The 14,778-nt window shown below is 48.2% G+C and carries 15 protein-coding genes; 1 reads left to right on the top strand and 14 read right to left on the bottom strand.

Annotation, left to right across the window (positions count from 1 at the left end; genetic code table 11):
- Positions 1 to 11 precede the first annotated feature (11 nt).
- The 12 genes from XMD530_RS08280 to aceE form a co-directional block, all read right to left on the bottom strand.
- Positions 12 to 461: a ClpXP protease specificity-enhancing factor gene (locus tag XMD530_RS08280; protein WP_173481295.1), complete on the bottom strand. Its 450-nt coding sequence runs from the start codon at positions 459 to 461 to the stop codon at positions 12 to 14.
- A gap of 3 nt (positions 462 to 464) precedes the next feature.
- Entirely contained in the window at positions 465 to 1,097 is a 633-nt protein-coding gene (gene sspA, locus XMD530_RS08275) for a stringent starvation protein SspA (protein ID WP_173481296.1), read from the bottom strand.
- A gap of 93 nt (positions 1,098 to 1,190) precedes the next feature.
- Positions 1,191 to 1,964, bottom strand: coding sequence for a cytochrome c1 (locus tag XMD530_RS08270; RefSeq protein ID WP_173507012.1), 774 nt, complete (start codon positions 1,962 to 1,964; stop codon positions 1,191 to 1,193).
- The gene (locus XMD530_RS08265; RefSeq protein ID WP_173507011.1) at positions 1,964 to 3,220 is read right to left on the bottom strand and encodes a cytochrome bc complex cytochrome b subunit; all 1,257 of its coding nucleotides are present in this window, start codon (positions 3,218 to 3,220) and stop codon (positions 1,964 to 1,966) included. Before XMD530_RS08265 ends, XMD530_RS08270 begins: the two co-directional genes overlap by 1 nt.
- Positions 3,220 to 3,816 (bottom strand): ubiquinol-cytochrome c reductase iron-sulfur subunit, encoded by a 597-nt coding sequence (gene petA, locus XMD530_RS08260; protein ID WP_173507010.1) that lies wholly within the window; start codon positions 3,814 to 3,816, stop codon positions 3,220 to 3,222. Before petA ends, XMD530_RS08265 begins: the two co-directional genes overlap by 1 nt.
- A 289-nt stretch (positions 3,817 to 4,105) precedes the next feature.
- Positions 4,106 to 4,498 (bottom strand): 30S ribosomal protein S9, encoded by a 393-nt coding sequence (gene rpsI, locus XMD530_RS08255; RefSeq protein WP_173481300.1) that lies wholly within the window; start codon positions 4,496 to 4,498, stop codon positions 4,106 to 4,108.
- Positions 4,499 to 4,511: 13 nt separating this feature from the next.
- The gene (gene rplM, locus XMD530_RS08250) at positions 4,512 to 4,943 is read right to left on the bottom strand and encodes a 50S ribosomal protein L13 (RefSeq protein ID WP_173481301.1); all 432 of its coding nucleotides are present in this window, start codon (positions 4,941 to 4,943) and stop codon (positions 4,512 to 4,514) included.
- Positions 4,944 to 5,237: 294 nt separating this feature from the next.
- A complete protein-coding gene (zapE, locus tag XMD530_RS08245; protein WP_173481302.1) occupies positions 5,238 to 6,347 on the bottom strand; it encodes a cell division protein ZapE in 1,110 nt (369 codons plus the stop codon).
- A 70-nt stretch (positions 6,348 to 6,417) separates the two neighbouring features.
- Positions 6,418 to 7,125, bottom strand: coding sequence for an LrgB family protein (locus tag XMD530_RS08240; RefSeq protein WP_173494847.1), 708 nt, complete (start codon positions 7,123 to 7,125; stop codon positions 6,418 to 6,420).
- Positions 7,122 to 7,472, bottom strand: a complete 351-nt coding sequence (locus XMD530_RS08235; RefSeq protein ID WP_173507009.1) for a CidA/LrgA family protein — start codon at positions 7,470 to 7,472, stop codon at positions 7,122 to 7,124. Before XMD530_RS08235 ends, XMD530_RS08240 begins: the two co-directional genes overlap by 4 nt.
- Positions 7,473 to 7,608: 136 nt before the next feature.
- Positions 7,609 to 9,567 (bottom strand): dihydrolipoyllysine-residue acetyltransferase, encoded by a 1,959-nt coding sequence (aceF, locus tag XMD530_RS08230; protein WP_173481305.1) that lies wholly within the window; start codon positions 9,565 to 9,567, stop codon positions 7,609 to 7,611.
- 39 nt (positions 9,568 to 9,606) lie between these two features.
- A complete protein-coding gene (gene aceE / locus XMD530_RS08225; protein WP_371731750.1) occupies positions 9,607 to 12,264 on the bottom strand; it encodes a pyruvate dehydrogenase (acetyl-transferring), homodimeric type in 2,658 nt (885 codons plus the stop codon).
- A gap of 337 nt (positions 12,265 to 12,601) precedes the next feature.
- Here aceE and XMD530_RS08220 point away from each other — a divergent pair, with 337 nt between their 5' ends.
- Positions 12,602 to 13,501, top strand: coding sequence for an AEC family transporter (locus XMD530_RS08220; protein WP_173483077.1), 900 nt, complete (start codon positions 12,602 to 12,604; stop codon positions 13,499 to 13,501).
- A gap of 43 nt (positions 13,502 to 13,544) precedes the next feature.
- On the opposite strand, the gene XMD530_RS08215 is transcribed toward XMD530_RS08220, so the two are convergent.
- Together XMD530_RS08215 and pyrF are read right to left on the bottom strand one after the other, a co-directional pair.
- Positions 13,545 to 13,841 (bottom strand): ComEA family DNA-binding protein, encoded by a 297-nt coding sequence (locus tag XMD530_RS08215; protein WP_173507008.1) that lies wholly within the window; start codon positions 13,839 to 13,841, stop codon positions 13,545 to 13,547.
- A gap of 208 nt (positions 13,842 to 14,049) precedes the next feature.
- The gene (gene pyrF, locus XMD530_RS08210; RefSeq protein WP_173507007.1) at positions 14,050 to 14,778 is read right to left on the bottom strand and encodes an orotidine-5'-phosphate decarboxylase; all 729 of its coding nucleotides are present in this window, start codon (positions 14,776 to 14,778) and stop codon (positions 14,050 to 14,052) included.

Genomic DNA, 14,778 nt, shown 5'->3' with positions numbered 1-14,778 from the left:
TATCTCAGCGCCTATTTAACGACACGCAAGCCGGGCCTTTTGGCAGCATCAGGTTTAGCAGCTGAGGCTTCTGGCGTCGCTGTTTCAGTGCCATTAGGCTCAGCATGCGCCTTTTCTAGCACAAGATTAAGTGCTTCGGCACCTGGTTCCATACCAAACCCCATACCGACACCGTTCTCGCGGGCAAAAATAGCGATCAGCGCCGCCATCGGTACATAGACTTGTCGAGGCGTTCCTGAGAAGCGAGCGTTGAAGCTGAGCGCCTCATTGTCCATGTAGAGATCACGCACAGCGCCGGGCGCTATATTGAGCGTGATCTGCCCATCTTTGACAAATTCTTGAGGAACATCGGTGCCTGGCACCAGAGCATCAACAGCAATGTGGGGCGTTAGATCCATATCTAAGAGCCACTCATTGAGGGCTCTTAGTAGGTAACCACGCGAGGGGGTTAGTTCAGACACGGATTACTCGCGAATCTCGCGCTCTGCTTCTGATAGTGACTCTTGGAAAGATTCACGATCAAATAGACGATCCATGTAAGCGATCAGCGGCTTACACTGAGCTTCTGGAAGCTCAATACCCATCGCAGGCAGACGCCATAGAATGGGAGCAATAACACAATCGACCAAACTAAACTCTTCACTCATGAAGTACGGCTTCTCTTGGAAGATCGGTGAGATTGCAACTAGGCTGTCACGCAGCTCTTTGCGTGCAGCATCGATCTCTTCTTCGCTACCCTTCTTGTTAAGAATGGTATCAGCGTAGCTACACCAGTCGCGTTGAATACGGTAGATGTAGAGACGGCTCTCTGCACGAGCTACAGGATATACTGGCAACAATGGAGGGTGTGGAAAACGCTCATCCAGGTACTCCATCATCACATTCGATTCAAACAGAACCAATTCGCGATCAAGCAGTGTTGGTAGGCTGTTGTATGGGTTAAGAGCAGCAACATCTTCTGGCAACTCATCATCTTGGCAGTCAACAATATCAACCGCTACACCTTTTTCCGCCAGAACAATGCGAACTCGATGGCTGTAATGATCAGCTCCATCAGAGAAAAAGGTCATTGAAGAACGTTTAGCTACCACGCCCATCTACTACTCCAAAAATTAACAGATATTAGAAACAAAAAATCTACGCACCCCGATGGAATACGTAGATTTTATAATTTAACAGAAATCGAACGTTTAGTGTATGTCTTTCCAGTACTCTTTCTTCAATGCAAACGCGATAAAGAAGAAGAAGAACAAGAAGATCAATACGTTCGTACCGATACGGTGCGAATCGGCTTTAGACGGTTCCGCCATGTAAGCCATGTAGTTAACAAGGTCGTAGATCACCTTATCGAACTCAGCAGGCTCAAGTGAACCAGTGCCATTATCGACCGTTAGACAGCCAGGCAAAGAGACCCCTGTAAGCGGGTCTATGTCAGATTTAAGCCCACGCTGAACCAACTCTTCATCTGAACAGCGATTAGTCACTGTACCCTGCAAATGCTCCAAGACATTAGGCATACCCACATCTTTAAACAACGCATTGTTCACACCCCATGGGCGCGACTCATCTTTGTAAAAGCTTTTGAGGTAGGTGTATACCCAATCTGGACCACGCAGACGTGTCTCTAGCGTTAGATCTGGTGGAGGATTACCGAAGAATGTTGCCGAATCAGAAGACTTCATAGCGATCGTCATCTGCTCACCGATCTTCTTGTCACCGAAGATGAGGTGCTCTTCAACCAGATTCGCAGGGATGTTTAGATCCGTCGCTGAACGCTCGTATCGTTGATACTGCGCTGAGTGACAACCTAAACAATTGTTAACAAACGTCGCCATACCACGCTGCAAAGAGGCTTCGTTGGTACGATCCAGTTCAATATGTTCCAGTGGCATTTTTGCACCACCAGCAGCCAAAGCTACTGATGGGATAAGGGCCACTGCTAGAGTAAGTAGAAACTTTTTCATTAGCCTGTCACCCTCTCTGGTACTGGTTTAGTGCTTTCCATGCGTGTGTACCATGGCATTAGGATAAAGAATGCAAAGTACAGAGCAGTACAGATTTGAGCAAGCAGAGTACGCTCTGGCGTTGCTGGAATCGCACCTAAAACACCCAGAATGACAAAACAGATCGCAAATACGAGCAACCAGATTTTAGACAACCAGCCTTTGTAGCGGATCGACTTAACTGGGCTGCGATCAAGCCAAGGCAGTACGAACAGGATCGCAATTGCAGCACCCATTGCAACGACACCCCAGAACTTAGCATCCAAGCCAAACAGTGGGAAAGTAATCGCACGCAGGATTGCATAGAAAGGTGTGAAGTACCAAACCGGTGCAATATGCTCAGGCGTTTTCAGCGGGTTCGCAGGCTCAAAGTTTGGCTTCTCTAGGAAGTAACCGCCCCCCTCAGGGAAGAAGAATACAACCGTACAGAAAACAAACAGGAAGACGACAACGCCGACAATGTCTTTAACTGTGTAGTAAGGGTGGAAAGGGATACCGTCTAGAGGTACACCATTCTCATCTTTCTTCTCTTTGATCTCTACACCGTCTGGGTTGTTAGAGCCCACTTCGTGTAGTGCGATGATGTGAAGTACTACAAGCGCTAGAATGACGATTGGCAGTGCAATAACGTGAAGCGCGAAGAAGCGGTTCAGAGTGATACCTGAGATCAAGAAGTCACCACGAATCCACTGCTGCAGATCAGCACCCACAACAGGGATAGCACCGAACAGCGATACAATTACCTGTGCACCCCAGTAAGACATCTGTCCCCAAGGTAGTAGGTAACCCATGAACGCTTCAGCCATAAGCGCTAGGTAGATGGTCATACCAAACAGCCACACAAGCTCACGAGGCTTACGGTAAGAGCCGTACATCATGCCACGGAACATGTGTAGATAGATAACCACAAAGAAGGCCGATGCACCGGTAGAGTGCAAATAGCGCAGTAACCAACCGTATTCAACATCACGCATGATGTATTCAACAGAAGCAAATGCACCTTCAGCGCTTGGGTTGTAGCTCATGGTTAACCAGATACCCGTTAGAATCTGGTTGACTAGGACCAATAGAGCTAGAGAGCCAAAGAAGTACCAAAAGTTAAAGTTTTTTGGTGCGTAATATTTTGCTAGGTGATCATCCCAAAGCGCTGTCGCTGGGAAACGATCGTCAATCCAGCCCATCAAGCCTGGATTACCCTTATTGCGTGAACCAGCCATTATGCAGTCTCCGTATCGACACCGATAACAAGCGTGTTGTCATCAAGGTAAGAGTGAGGAGGAATAACCAGGTTAGTCGGCGCAGGAACACCTGCGTAAACTCGACCAGACAGGTCAAAACGAGAACCGTGACATGGACAGAAGAAACCGCCCAACCACTCAGGACCCATATCATCTGGAGCCACTTCAGGGCGGTAAGTTGGTGAACAGCCCAAGTGTGTACAGATACCAACCATTACCATGATCTCTGGGCGCAAAGAGCGAGCAGAGGTTCCTGGAATGTATTCTGGCTGCTGAGGTTTCTCTGAACTTGGATCAGCCAACCGACCGTTCAGTTTTTCTAGGTTCGCCAATGCTTCTTCAGTGCGTCGTACAACCCATACAGGCTTACCACGCCACTCAACAATCATCTGCTGACCTGGCTCTAGCTTGCTGATATCCGCCTTAACAGGTGCACCAGCGGCTTTCGCCTTGGCACTAGGATTCCAGGAAGCGACGAAAGGTACGGCTACTCCAATTGCGCCCACTGCACCCGCTGCAGATGTAGCACCAATTAGAAGTCGACGCCGGCCTTTGTTTACGCCGTCATTGCTCATCAACTACTCTCCCTTAATTGGTCTAATCGAGGGATCACCTCAAATAGACGGAGCGAAACGAAAGATAAAATTCGTTTAACATGAGATCCCGAACTATCGGATTGAGACCTCTATCTGGCGCGAAATGGTAAAGAAAAGACCCTATTTTTTCAAGGTGACAGGTCAAGGAAAGGCCCGCCAATAGTCGTATTCAGGGGTGTTTAGAGAGACTAAATAATCATAAGGTTATAACGAAAAAAAACCCAAGCGATTGCTTGGGTTTTTTTGTGGCTGTAGAGCCGAAAACGAATTAACGTTTTGAGAACTGTGGTTTCTTACGTGCTTTACGTAGACCCACTTTCTTACGTTCAACTTCACGAGCGTCACGAGTAACGAAACCAGCTTGACGAAGTGTAGGACGTAGAGTCTCATCGTACTCCATAAGAGCGCGAGTGATACCGTGACGGATAGCACCAGCTTGACCGAAACCGCCACCGCCAGTAACCGTTACGTATACATCGAATTTCTCAGCAGTTTCAGTCAGTTGAAGTGGCTGCATCACGATCATACGTGCAGTTTCACGACCGAAGTACTGCTCAAGAGTACGGTTGTTGATAGAAACAGAACCAGTGCCTGGACGCAGGAAAACGCGGGCAGTGGAAGTTTTGCGACGGCCAGTGCCGTAGTACTGAGTAGTTGCCATTGTTCGTTTTCCCTTAGATGTTCAATTCTTTAGGCTGCTGAGCAGTGTGCGGATGTTCCGTACCTGCATATACTTTCAGCTTGCTGTACATCGCACGACCTAGAGGGCCTTTTGGCAGCATGCCTTTAACAGCAAGTTCAATCGTACGCTCAGGGAAAGTCTGGATCATCTTATTGAAGTTTGCTTCTTTAAGACCACCCGGGAAACCAGAGTGACGGTAGTACATTTTGTCGTTACGTTTGTTACCAGTAACGTGTACTTTTTCAGCGTTAACAACGACGATGTAATCGCCAGTATCAACGTGCGGAGTGTATTCCGCTTTATGCTTACCGCGTAGGCGGCGAGCGATTTCAGTTGCTAGACGACCAAGGGTTTTACCTTCTGCGTCAACAACGTACCAGTCGCGTTTTACTTCGGCTGGCTTAGCGCTAACAGTGTATGACATTGTATTTTCCTACTATAAGTCTCGAATCAAAATCGAGGATAGATCCCGACTTACCTTATAATTATTCGTTGTGTGGTAATCACAACCTTCCATTCCGCAATTACGCGGAGCGCGGATTATACAGGAATTTATGCTTATAAAACCAGTGTAAATTGAATTTTTTTTAGGTGGTTGGAAGCGTTGCTTTAAGCTCTGGAAAACCGCCGATAGGGTCGTGTCAGGCTGAAGCCAGACACGGACAGGTTGTAGATAGCACATTCGGTGACTGGCTTCAGCCTGTCACCCGCTTTCAACTTACGCTCTATGCTCTCTCGCCAGGTACTCATGCGACTGCATCTCAAGCAGTCGAGATTTGGTTCGTTCGATCTCAAACTCCAATCGACCCTCTGTGTAGATCTCATGAATGGGCTTTTCGGCTGAGATAATCAACTTCACACCGCTGTCATAAAACTCATCGACTAGGTTGATAAAGCGACGCGCTGCATCATCATTGGTACGCCCAAGCTGTGGAACATTACTTAGGAGTACAGCATGGTAGAGTTTCGCCAACTCAATGTAGTCGTTTTGTGAGCGCGCCCCTTCACACAGCGCACTGAAGTCAAACCAGATCACATCCTCACAAGCTTTACGAGCCGTTAACATGCGGTTGTTGATCTCAATCGACAGGTTCTCTTCTAACTCTTCAAGATCTGGTGCCAAACCATTAAAGCTCTTCTCAAGCGACTCATCAGCACCATCATCCAGTGGCCAGTGGTAGAGTTCAGCTTGCTCAAGTGTTCTTAAACGGTAATCGATGCCACTGTCGACGTTCACGACCTCGGTGTACTGATTAAGCAGCGCAATGGCTGGCATAAAGCGCGCACGTTGCAGACCATTCTCATAGAGACCATCAGGCACGATGTTGGAGGTCGCTACAAGAGAGACGCCGCGGGCAAATAGCTCTTCAAGCAAGCTACCCAGGATCATCGCGTCGGTGATATCAGAGACGAAAAACTCATCAAAACAGATAATCCGCGTCTCTCTCGAGTACTTCTCAGCGATGGTAACCAAAGGGTTTTTAGTGCCATCTAAAGCTTTCAGCTCAGCATGGACTCGCTGCATGAAACGGTGAAAGTGCGTACGCATCTTTCTCTCGAAGGGCAGCGTGTCATAGAAGGTATCCATCAAGTAGGTCTTACCACGACCCACACCACCCCAGAAATAGAGACCTTTAATCGGCTCCACCTTCTCTTTCACCACTTTTTGCTTAAGACGACCCAGAAGTCCTGGAGCCGGCGCATTCTCAGCTTCAATTAGCTGATCATGAAGTCGCTGCAAGTGTTCAACGGCCATCTCTTGAGTGGCGTCGTATGAAAAGTCGTCGCGCTGCAAATCCTTTTTGTAGCGCTCTAGTGGAGTACTCATTGGCAATAATGACCTATTAATCCTTCAATCTCGGCGCGAACTTTACTGCTGTTGCCTCTCTATTTCAAATTCAGCCGATAACAATTGGTAGTAGGAAGGCTGTTAATAGACCGGTCAATCCCATCGCCAAGCCAGCAAAAGCACCGGCTACTGCACCCACCTCCAACGCTACGGCCGTGCCAAAACCATGGGAGGTCAAACCCAATACGAAGCCTCGAACAGCCTGATCCTCAACTCGCATTCGCTTAAGAATGATCGGCACCAAAATACTACCCATCACCCCGGTCACTAACACCAAAGCAGCGGCCAAGGAGGGTAACCCTCCAATCTTCTCCGCAATACCCAAAGCGATAGGCGATGTAACTGACTTCGGTGCTACTGACATCAAGGTTTCAGCTCGAGCATCAAATAGCCAAGCCACACCAACTGCAGAGAGTGAGGCCACCAGTGCACCCACTGCACTGGAGACTAATATCGGCAACCAGAGCCTACGAATCTCATCAAAATATTGGAACATCGGTACTGCCAGCGCCACCGTCGCAGGCCCGAGTAGGAAGTGAATAAACTGAGCACCTGAGAAATAGGTCTCATAAGGTGTTCCGGTCACCAACAACATAAGAATCAGGACAACCATGCTGATCAAGACAGGATGTAAGATGGGCGAACGATCTGCACGTTGATAGAGCAAATTCGCCAAGGTAAACACAGCCAAGGTCAACACAATCCATATCAGAGGTCGGGCAGCAAAGTAGACCCAAAAGTCGGTTCCTATAATCACTTCTCACCCCCTACCCGCTTCATTAACCACTGAAACAGAGCCGCCGTCAAAATTGTCGCCAGAATGGTCGATATCAATAGAGCCAATAGAATGATCCACCACTCGCTGGCCAGTAGATCAAAGTGCAGCACCAATCCCACACCAGCAGGTATGAACAGAAGCGCTAAATTCGATAGCAATCCATCGCTGGTGATTTTAAGTGAATCTGGAATACGGCCGAGCCCTAACAGACCAAACAACAGCAGAACCAAACCGATGACAGGACCCGGTAGCGGCAACCCAAATACAACAACCAGCGACTCACCCAACAGCTGAAATGCCAGCAGTATTAAAAACCCTTGAATCATAATGCACCTCCAAATTTAAAGCGTATCACGATCGCTAATTCCGAATAACAAAATACATTTTACTTTGTAAAAAATAGAGAGTTTGAAACAAAAAAAACCCTGCAGTGCAGGGCTTTTATAAGTGAGTTCTCTTAACTTACAAAACCAAACGACGAATATCGCTTAGCAATCCGTTAAGATCTGTTAGGAATCGACCCGCATCGCCGCCGTTGATCGCACGGTGGTCATACGACAGGCAGAGTGGCAGCATCAAGCGAGGCTCAAACTCCTTACCATTCCAACGCGGCTTGATATCCGCTTTAGAGACACCCAGGATAGCCACTTCAGGCGCATTCACGATAGGGGTGAAACCTGTACCGCCGATACCACCAAGACTAGAGATTGTGAAACACGCTCCCTGCATCTCATTTGGCTTGAGCTTACGATCCTTCGCTTTACCCGCCAGCTCAATCGCTTCATTAGAGAGCTCGTAAATACTCTTCTTGTCTGCATCCTTGATAACAGGAACCATCAGACCGTTAGGGGTATCAACCGCAATACCAATGTTTACAAACTTCTTGTAGACAATGTGCTCACCATCCGCATCCAGAGAAGCGTTAAACTTCTGATGACGCGTTAGTGCAATCGCAGCCGCTTTGATCAAGAAAGGAAGTGGTGTCAGTTTCACACCCTGCTTAGCCGCTTCATCCTTCATCTCCTTACGGAAGGCTTCAAGTTCGGTAATGTCAGCATCATCAAACTGAGTCACATGAGGGATGTTCAACCAGCAGCGAGACATATTGTCACGGGTGATCTTATCGATCTTGCTTAGCTTAACTTTCTCGATCTCACCAAACTTACTGTGATCTACCGCAGGAATTGCAGGTATACCACTTCCACCAGTCACCGCGGTAGCAGGAGCTGAATCCAACTTCTGTAGCGCACCTTTAACGTAGGCTTGAACATCCTGCTTAACAATACGACCCTTGCGGCCAGAACCCGTTACTTTGGAGAGATCCACACCATACTCACGCGCAATGGCGCGAACGGCAGGACCAGCATGAACTGAGCGATTACGCTTCTCTAGATCCACTAAATCCGTTGTTGATGCAACTGGAGCTGGTTTCTCAGGTGCTGCTGACTGCGCTGGAGCAGGCGCTGAAGCCGCTGGTGCAGGTGCAGGTGCAGAAACAGGAGCTGCTGCAGGAGCAGTGCCTACCACCTCAAGCTCTAATAGAAGATCACCTTCGTTAACTTTATCGCCTTCGCTGATCTTCATCGATTTAATGACACCAGCCGCTGGTGACGGAACTTCCATTGAAGCTTTGTCGGTCTCAAGCGTAATCAGGCTATCGCCTTCAGCGACACTATCACCCTCTTTGACCAACACCTCGATCACATCGACATCCGATGCACCACTTAGATCTGGGATTAATACAGACTCAACGCCGCCTGTCGGTGCCGCTGCAACAGGCGCTGACACTTCAGCAGGTGCCGCAGCAGGTGAAGCTTCAACAGGTGCTGATACTGGCGCAGCTGCACCGGCTACTTCAAGCTCGATCAGTAGATCGCCTTCATTGACCTTGTCACCCTCGGCAATCGTTAGCGCTTTAACGACACCCGATGCTGGAGAGGGAACTTCCATAGAAGCCTTGTCTGTCTCTAGAGTGATTAGGCTATCACCTTCAGAGACCGTATCACCGACAGCGACCAACACCTCGATTACATCCACATCAGATGCACCGCTCAGGTCTGGAATTAGAACCTGTTCGATAGTCGACGCAGCCGCCACTGGAGCAGCCGACTCTACAGGCGCAGAGACAGGCTCAACCGATTCTGGCTCAGCAACGGCTGCTTCAGCCGGTGCAGACTCAGAAGAGGCAATCTCAATTTCCATTAACAGATCGCCCTCATTGACTGTGTCGCCTTCTGAAATTGCCATCGACACAATCTTACCTGCTTGCGGTGAAGGCACTTCCATAGAGGCTTTATCGGTCTCTAGTGTAATCAGGCTATCGCCCTCAGCGACCACATCCCCAGCAGCCACAAGTACTTCAATCACATCAACGTCAGTTGCGCCGCTGAGATCTGGAATGTTTACAGTAATAGTACTCACAGTTATCTCCTTACGAATTCTTCAAAGTTCTCAATCGACTTAAACCGTCCAAGGCGCTGGTTTATCCGGGTTGATGTTGAACTTCTGAATCGCGCTAGCGACAACTGAAGCTTCGATTTTGCCCTCTTCCTGAAGTGCTTTAAGCGCTGCTACAGCGACGTAGTAGCGGTTAACTTCGAAGAAGCTACGCAGTTTGCTGCGAGTATCTGAACGACCGAAACCATCAGTACCCAGTACTTTGTAGCGACGTGGAATGTACTCACGCAGCTGATCAGCATACATACGCATGTAATCTGTAGAAGCGATAACGGGACCCTCGTGACCTTTCAAAGATTGCTCTAGGAAGGACTCACGTGGCTGCTCCTCTGGGTGAAGCATGTTCCAGCGATTCACTTCCATCGCATCGCGAGTCAGTTCGTTGATCGATGTTGTGCTCCAGACATCGGCCTCAACACCAAACTCCTCACGAAGGATGGTTGCACCTTCACGCACTTCACGAAGGATTGAACCACAACCGAACAGCTGAACACGAAGGTCCGCTTTCTTACCCTCTTCAAGCAGGTAGATACCTTTAACAATCCCCTCTTCAGCTCCGACAGGCATCTCAGGATGCTGGTAGTTCTCATTAAGGGTAGTGATGTAGTAGAACTTGTTCTCTTGCTCTTGATACATACGACGCATGCCGTCTTGCACAATCACCGCAACTTCATAGCCGTAGGTTGGGTCGTAAGAGATACAGTTTGGAATCATCTGTGCCATCAGGTGTGAATGACCGTCCTGGTGTTGCAAACCTTCACCATTCAACGTCGTACGACCTGAGGTTGCACCAATCAAGAAACCGCGCGCTTGTGAGTCACCCGCCGCCCAAGTTAGGTCCATAACACGTTGGAAACCGAACATTGAGTAGAAGATGTAGAACGGAATCAATGTGCAGTTACTGTTCGAGTAAGCTGTTGCACAAGCCAGCCATGCAGAGAATGCACCCGACTCGTTGATACCCTCTTCAAGGATCTGACCTGACTTACTCTCTTTGTAGAACATGATCTGGTCATGGTCATGCGGTACGTACTTCTGACCTTCAGAGGTGTAGATGCCCAACTGACGGAACATACCTTCCATACCAAAGGTACGTGCTTCATCAGGGACGATCGGCACGACTCGCTCACCAAGATTCTTATCTTTAACGATAGAACTTAGCACACGGTTAAATGCCATCTGTGTTGATAGCGAACGTTCGCCACTCGATTTAAGCTGACCTGCGAAGGTATCCAGAGCAGGCACTTCAAGCTGTTCAAACTCTGTGCGACGAATTGGATAGAAACCACCAAGCTTCTCACGTGCACCCAACATGTACTTCATCTCAGGTGAATCTGGACTTGGACGGTAGTATGGCAGCTCTTTTAGCTGATCGTCTTCAACCGGAATATTGAAGCGATCACGGAAATCTTTAAGATCATCCAGCGCAACTTTCTTCATCGAGTGAGTATCGTTTTTCGCTTCACCTGATTTACCCGTGCCGTAGCCTTTAACAGTTTGAGCCAAGATAACCGTTGGCTGACCTTTGTGCTCAACCGCAGCCTTGTAGGCAGCGTAAACTTTGTATGGGTCATGGCCGCCACGGTTAAGGTTCATGATATCGTCATCCGACATATCCTTAACCAGCTCAAGAAGCTCAGGGTATTTACCAAAGAAGTGCTCGCGTGTGTAAGCACCGCCGTTCGCCTTCATATTCTGAAGTTCGCCGTCGACCACTTCATCCATTCGCTTTTGCAGCAGACCTGTCTTATCGCGCTCAAACAGCGGATCCCAGTGACGACCCCACAGACACTTGATAACGTTCCAACCTGCACCACGGAAGACACTTTCCAGTTCTTGAACGATCTTACCGTTACCACGAACCGGACCATCCAAACGCTGCAAGTTACAGTTAACAACAAAGATAAGGTTCTCTAGCTGCTCGCGACCAGCCAGTGAGATAGCACCCAAGGACTCTGGCTCATCACACTCACCATCACCTAAGAATGCCCAAACTTTACGATCACCACGTTTAACCAAATCACGTGCAGACATGTAACGCATCACGTGTGCCTGGTAAATGGCTTGGATTGGACCTAGACCCATAGAGACGGTTGGGAACTGCCAGAAATCAGGCATCAACCAAGGGTGTGGGTATGACGATAGACCGTTACCATCGACCTCACGACGGAAGTTGTCTAACTGCTCTTCAGTCAGACGACCTTCAAGGTAAGCACGTGCATAGATGCCTGGTGAGATGTGACCTTGGAAGAAGACCATATCAGCATCTTGCTCGCCTTCGTTACCGCGGAAGAAATGGTTAAAACCGATATCATAAAGTGTTGCTGAAGATGAAAATGAAGAGATGTGACCGCCAAGTCCCTCATCGTTGTCATTCGCTCGCATCACCATCGCCATCGCGTTCCAGCGGATGAAGGAACGGATGCGGCGCTCCATAAATATGTCACCAGGAAGAGGCGCTTCGTTCTGTGGCGCTATAGTGTTTTTATAGGGTGTGCTCAACTCTGAACAGTTTTCAACACCTAACTCAGCCGCTTTGGCACCCAATTTTCTAAGAAGGTAAGACGCTCGATCGCTGCCTTCATGTTGCGCAACTGACTCTAAAGCCTGAAGCCACTCATCCGTTTCAATTGGGTCGATATCTTCAATGATTTCGTTCACAGTACTCTCCCTTTTGCGCCATTTCCGTTGACGCTTGGACCTTGTAAAAAAGGTACCTGGTTGATCGTTTGAAGCGCAGTCAATCTGCGTCTAGCTTTGATTTATGTAAAAACACTACACAGGCACTCGACTTTAGTCCAGAGATATTTCAGATTTTAGCGACAAGTGTAGCACTATTACGACAACACCCTCTTTTTGCTACGGATAATTGAAAGTTTTTACGCATATGCGAAATAAATAACCAATTTAATTCAATAGTAACGTTTTGTTATATGAAAAATTGAGTCTATTTGGAGTATCCTTTGCCATACTTATTTTTTTGATGTCAGGACTCTCAATGACAACCAGCGCCGATCTTCTATTACTGCTTGAGCGGGTCTTCTCAACCGTATTTCCAATCATTGCCATAGTCACTGCTGGCTACCTTTACGCAAGAAAGGCAAATCCCGACTTACAAGTCGCAAACCGCATCAACATGGATATCTTTTTGCCGGCGCTTATATTCAGTGTTATGGCTGGAAAGAGTTTTGATCTGTACGCACACTTAGATCTAGCGTTAGGGTCGATCGTCATGGTGCTAGGTGCAGGAATAGTGATGAAACCGGTTGCGAAGCTTCTGGGCATCTCTTCTAAAACCTTTGTTCCGCCAATGATGTTCAACAACTGTGGCAACCTAGGTCTGCCTCTAGCACTTCTGGCTTTTGGGGATGCCGGCCTTGCCGCTTTTGTGGTGATGTTCTTAGTGAGCAACCTGTTGCACTTCAGTCTGGGCATTCATATTGTTGATGAGAACGCCAAACTCACAGGGCTTTTTAAGAATCCGATTATCTTATCAACCTTTGCTGGATTAGCTTGGGCGCTATTCAAATTGCCATTGCCTACATGGCTGGCTACACCCATCGATATGTTGGGCCAGATATCGATTCCATTGATGCTGTTTGCATTAGGGGTAAGGATGATCAGTGTCGATCTAAGCCAGTGGAAGATCGGTGTCTATGGAGCCATCTTTTCACCATTAAGCAGCCTAGTATTCGCGATACCCTTTGCTTGGATTATGGGTCTCTCTAAAGAGTTCACCGCCTACATTGTGTTATTTAGCGTACTGCCACCGGCGGTTCTGAACTATATGTTTGCTGAGCGCTACAATCAGCAACCTGAGACGGTTGCTTCTATTGTACTGATCGGAAATTTAGCCAGCCTGGCATTCATTCCTCTCACACTCTTCTTCGTACTTTAATCAGGTTTAGGAGGCCCCTCTGGAGCCTCCTAAGCACTATTCGTTATTCACTCATAGGTTTAGCCGGTTCAAGAAGAATGTATTCCACATTTTTCTCAACGGTGGCGACACCTATTCCACGAACTGCTGTGAGCGCTTCAACAGAGTTAAACGGACCATTCGCATCACGGTAAGCAACAATCGCTTCAGCTTTAGATTGGCCAATCCCATCCAAAGCATCCGCCAGCTCAACGGCATCTGCTGAATTAATGTTAACCGGATAACCTGCCATCGCAGTCGATGAAAACAGTGTAAAGAAGAGTGGTGCAAAAACTCGTGTAGAGAGAGATTTGATGTTCATAGTGAACCTCCATGTCTTATTTGAAATGAGAGCAATCCTTACTCTCACTATTCACACTAGACCATGGATCAAAAAACACCAAAAAATATTTACATTTTTTCGCAGTAAGGTGTCTGGCTTCAGCCTGACACCACTTTAACAGCGGTTATCCAGTAATGAGTGTCATTTGAAAGAGGTGTCAGGCTAAAGGCCAGACACCTCAAAGTGTTTACCTTGAACCTAAAGCCAAATCTACTTCTGACTGCACCGCAATGGCCGCGGCTTTAGGATCTTCTGAACCGGTTATTGGACGCCCAACCACCAAATAGGTGCTACCTGCAGCGATTGCTTCAGCAGGTGTCATGATGCGACGCTGATCACCGACCACGGAACCCGCTGGACGAATACCTGGGGTCACAAGCTGGAACTGATCGGAGGCTTGAGCTCTGATCGCAGCCGCCTCTTGTGCTGAACAGACCACACCGTCGAGCCCTGAACTCTCTGTCAGTGCGGCTAAGCGCTTAACCTGATCAATGGGATCGATATCCAAACCCATCTCGGCCAGATCGCTGCGTTCCATACTCGTTAGCACGGTCACCGCGATCAAGGAGGTACGTTGCGGCCCCTGGCTACGCTTCTCAACCTCTTCACGAGCCGCTTCCATCATTCGACGGCCGCCACTGGCATGGACATTAACCATCCAGACCCCCAGCTCGGCTGCAACACCACAGGCTTTTGCAACGGTATTGGGGATGTCATGAAACTTTAGATCCAAGAAGACTTCAAAACCGAGAGCATGCAGACGTTCAACCACATCGGGCCCACAACGAGTAAATAGCTCCTTACCCACTTTGACACGAGAGACCGCAGGATCTAACTGCTTAGCCATCGCAATGGCGCCATCAGCTTCTGGATAATCTAGGGCAACAATAACGCGTTTGTTATCTTCAATGGACAC

This window comes from Marinobacterium sp. xm-d-530 (assembly GCF_013283365.1).
Classification (GTDB): Bacteria; Pseudomonadota; Gammaproteobacteria; order Pseudomonadales; family Balneatricaceae; genus Marinobacterium_E.
The sequence above is the reverse complement of the archived record's forward strand: the minus strand, read 5'-3'. Positions and strand labels throughout refer to the sequence as shown.

What these genes read in the sequence shown, in the direction of transcription:
- sspA (WP_173481296.1), bottom strand. Translation starts at nt 1,097, where the DNA reads ATGGGCGTGGTAGCTAAACGTTCTTCAATGACCTTTTTCTCTGATGGA.
- XMD530_RS08270 (WP_173507012.1), bottom strand. Translation starts at nt 1,964, where the DNA reads ATGAAAAAGTTTCTACTTACTCTAGCAGTGGCCCTTATCCCATCAGTA.
- XMD530_RS08265 (WP_173507011.1), bottom strand. Translation starts at nt 3,220, where the DNA reads ATGGCTGGTTCACGCAATAAGGGTAATCCAGGCTTGATGGGCTGGATT.
- petA (WP_173507010.1), bottom strand. Translation starts at nt 3,816, where the DNA reads ATGAGCAATGACGGCGTAAACAAAGGCCGGCGTCGACTTCTAATTGGT.
- rpsI (WP_173481300.1), bottom strand. Translation starts at nt 4,498, where the DNA reads ATGGCAACTACTCAGTACTACGGCACTGGCCGTCGCAAAACTTCCACT.
- rplM (WP_173481301.1), bottom strand. Translation starts at nt 4,943, where the DNA reads ATGTCATACACTGTTAGCGCTAAGCCAGCCGAAGTAAAACGCGACTGG.
- zapE (WP_173481302.1), bottom strand. Translation starts at nt 6,347, where the DNA reads ATGAGTACTCCACTAGAGCGCTACAAAAAGGATTTGCAGCGCGACGAC.
- XMD530_RS08235 (WP_173507009.1), bottom strand. Translation starts at nt 7,472, where the DNA reads ATGATTCAAGGGTTTTTAATACTGCTGGCATTTCAGCTGTTGGGTGAG.
- XMD530_RS08220 (WP_173483077.1), top strand. Translation starts at nt 12,602, where the DNA reads ATGACAACCAGCGCCGATCTTCTATTACTGCTTGAGCGGGTCTTCTCA.
- XMD530_RS08215 (WP_173507008.1), bottom strand. Translation starts at nt 13,841, where the DNA reads ATGAACATCAAATCTCTCTCTACACGAGTTTTTGCACCACTCTTCTTT.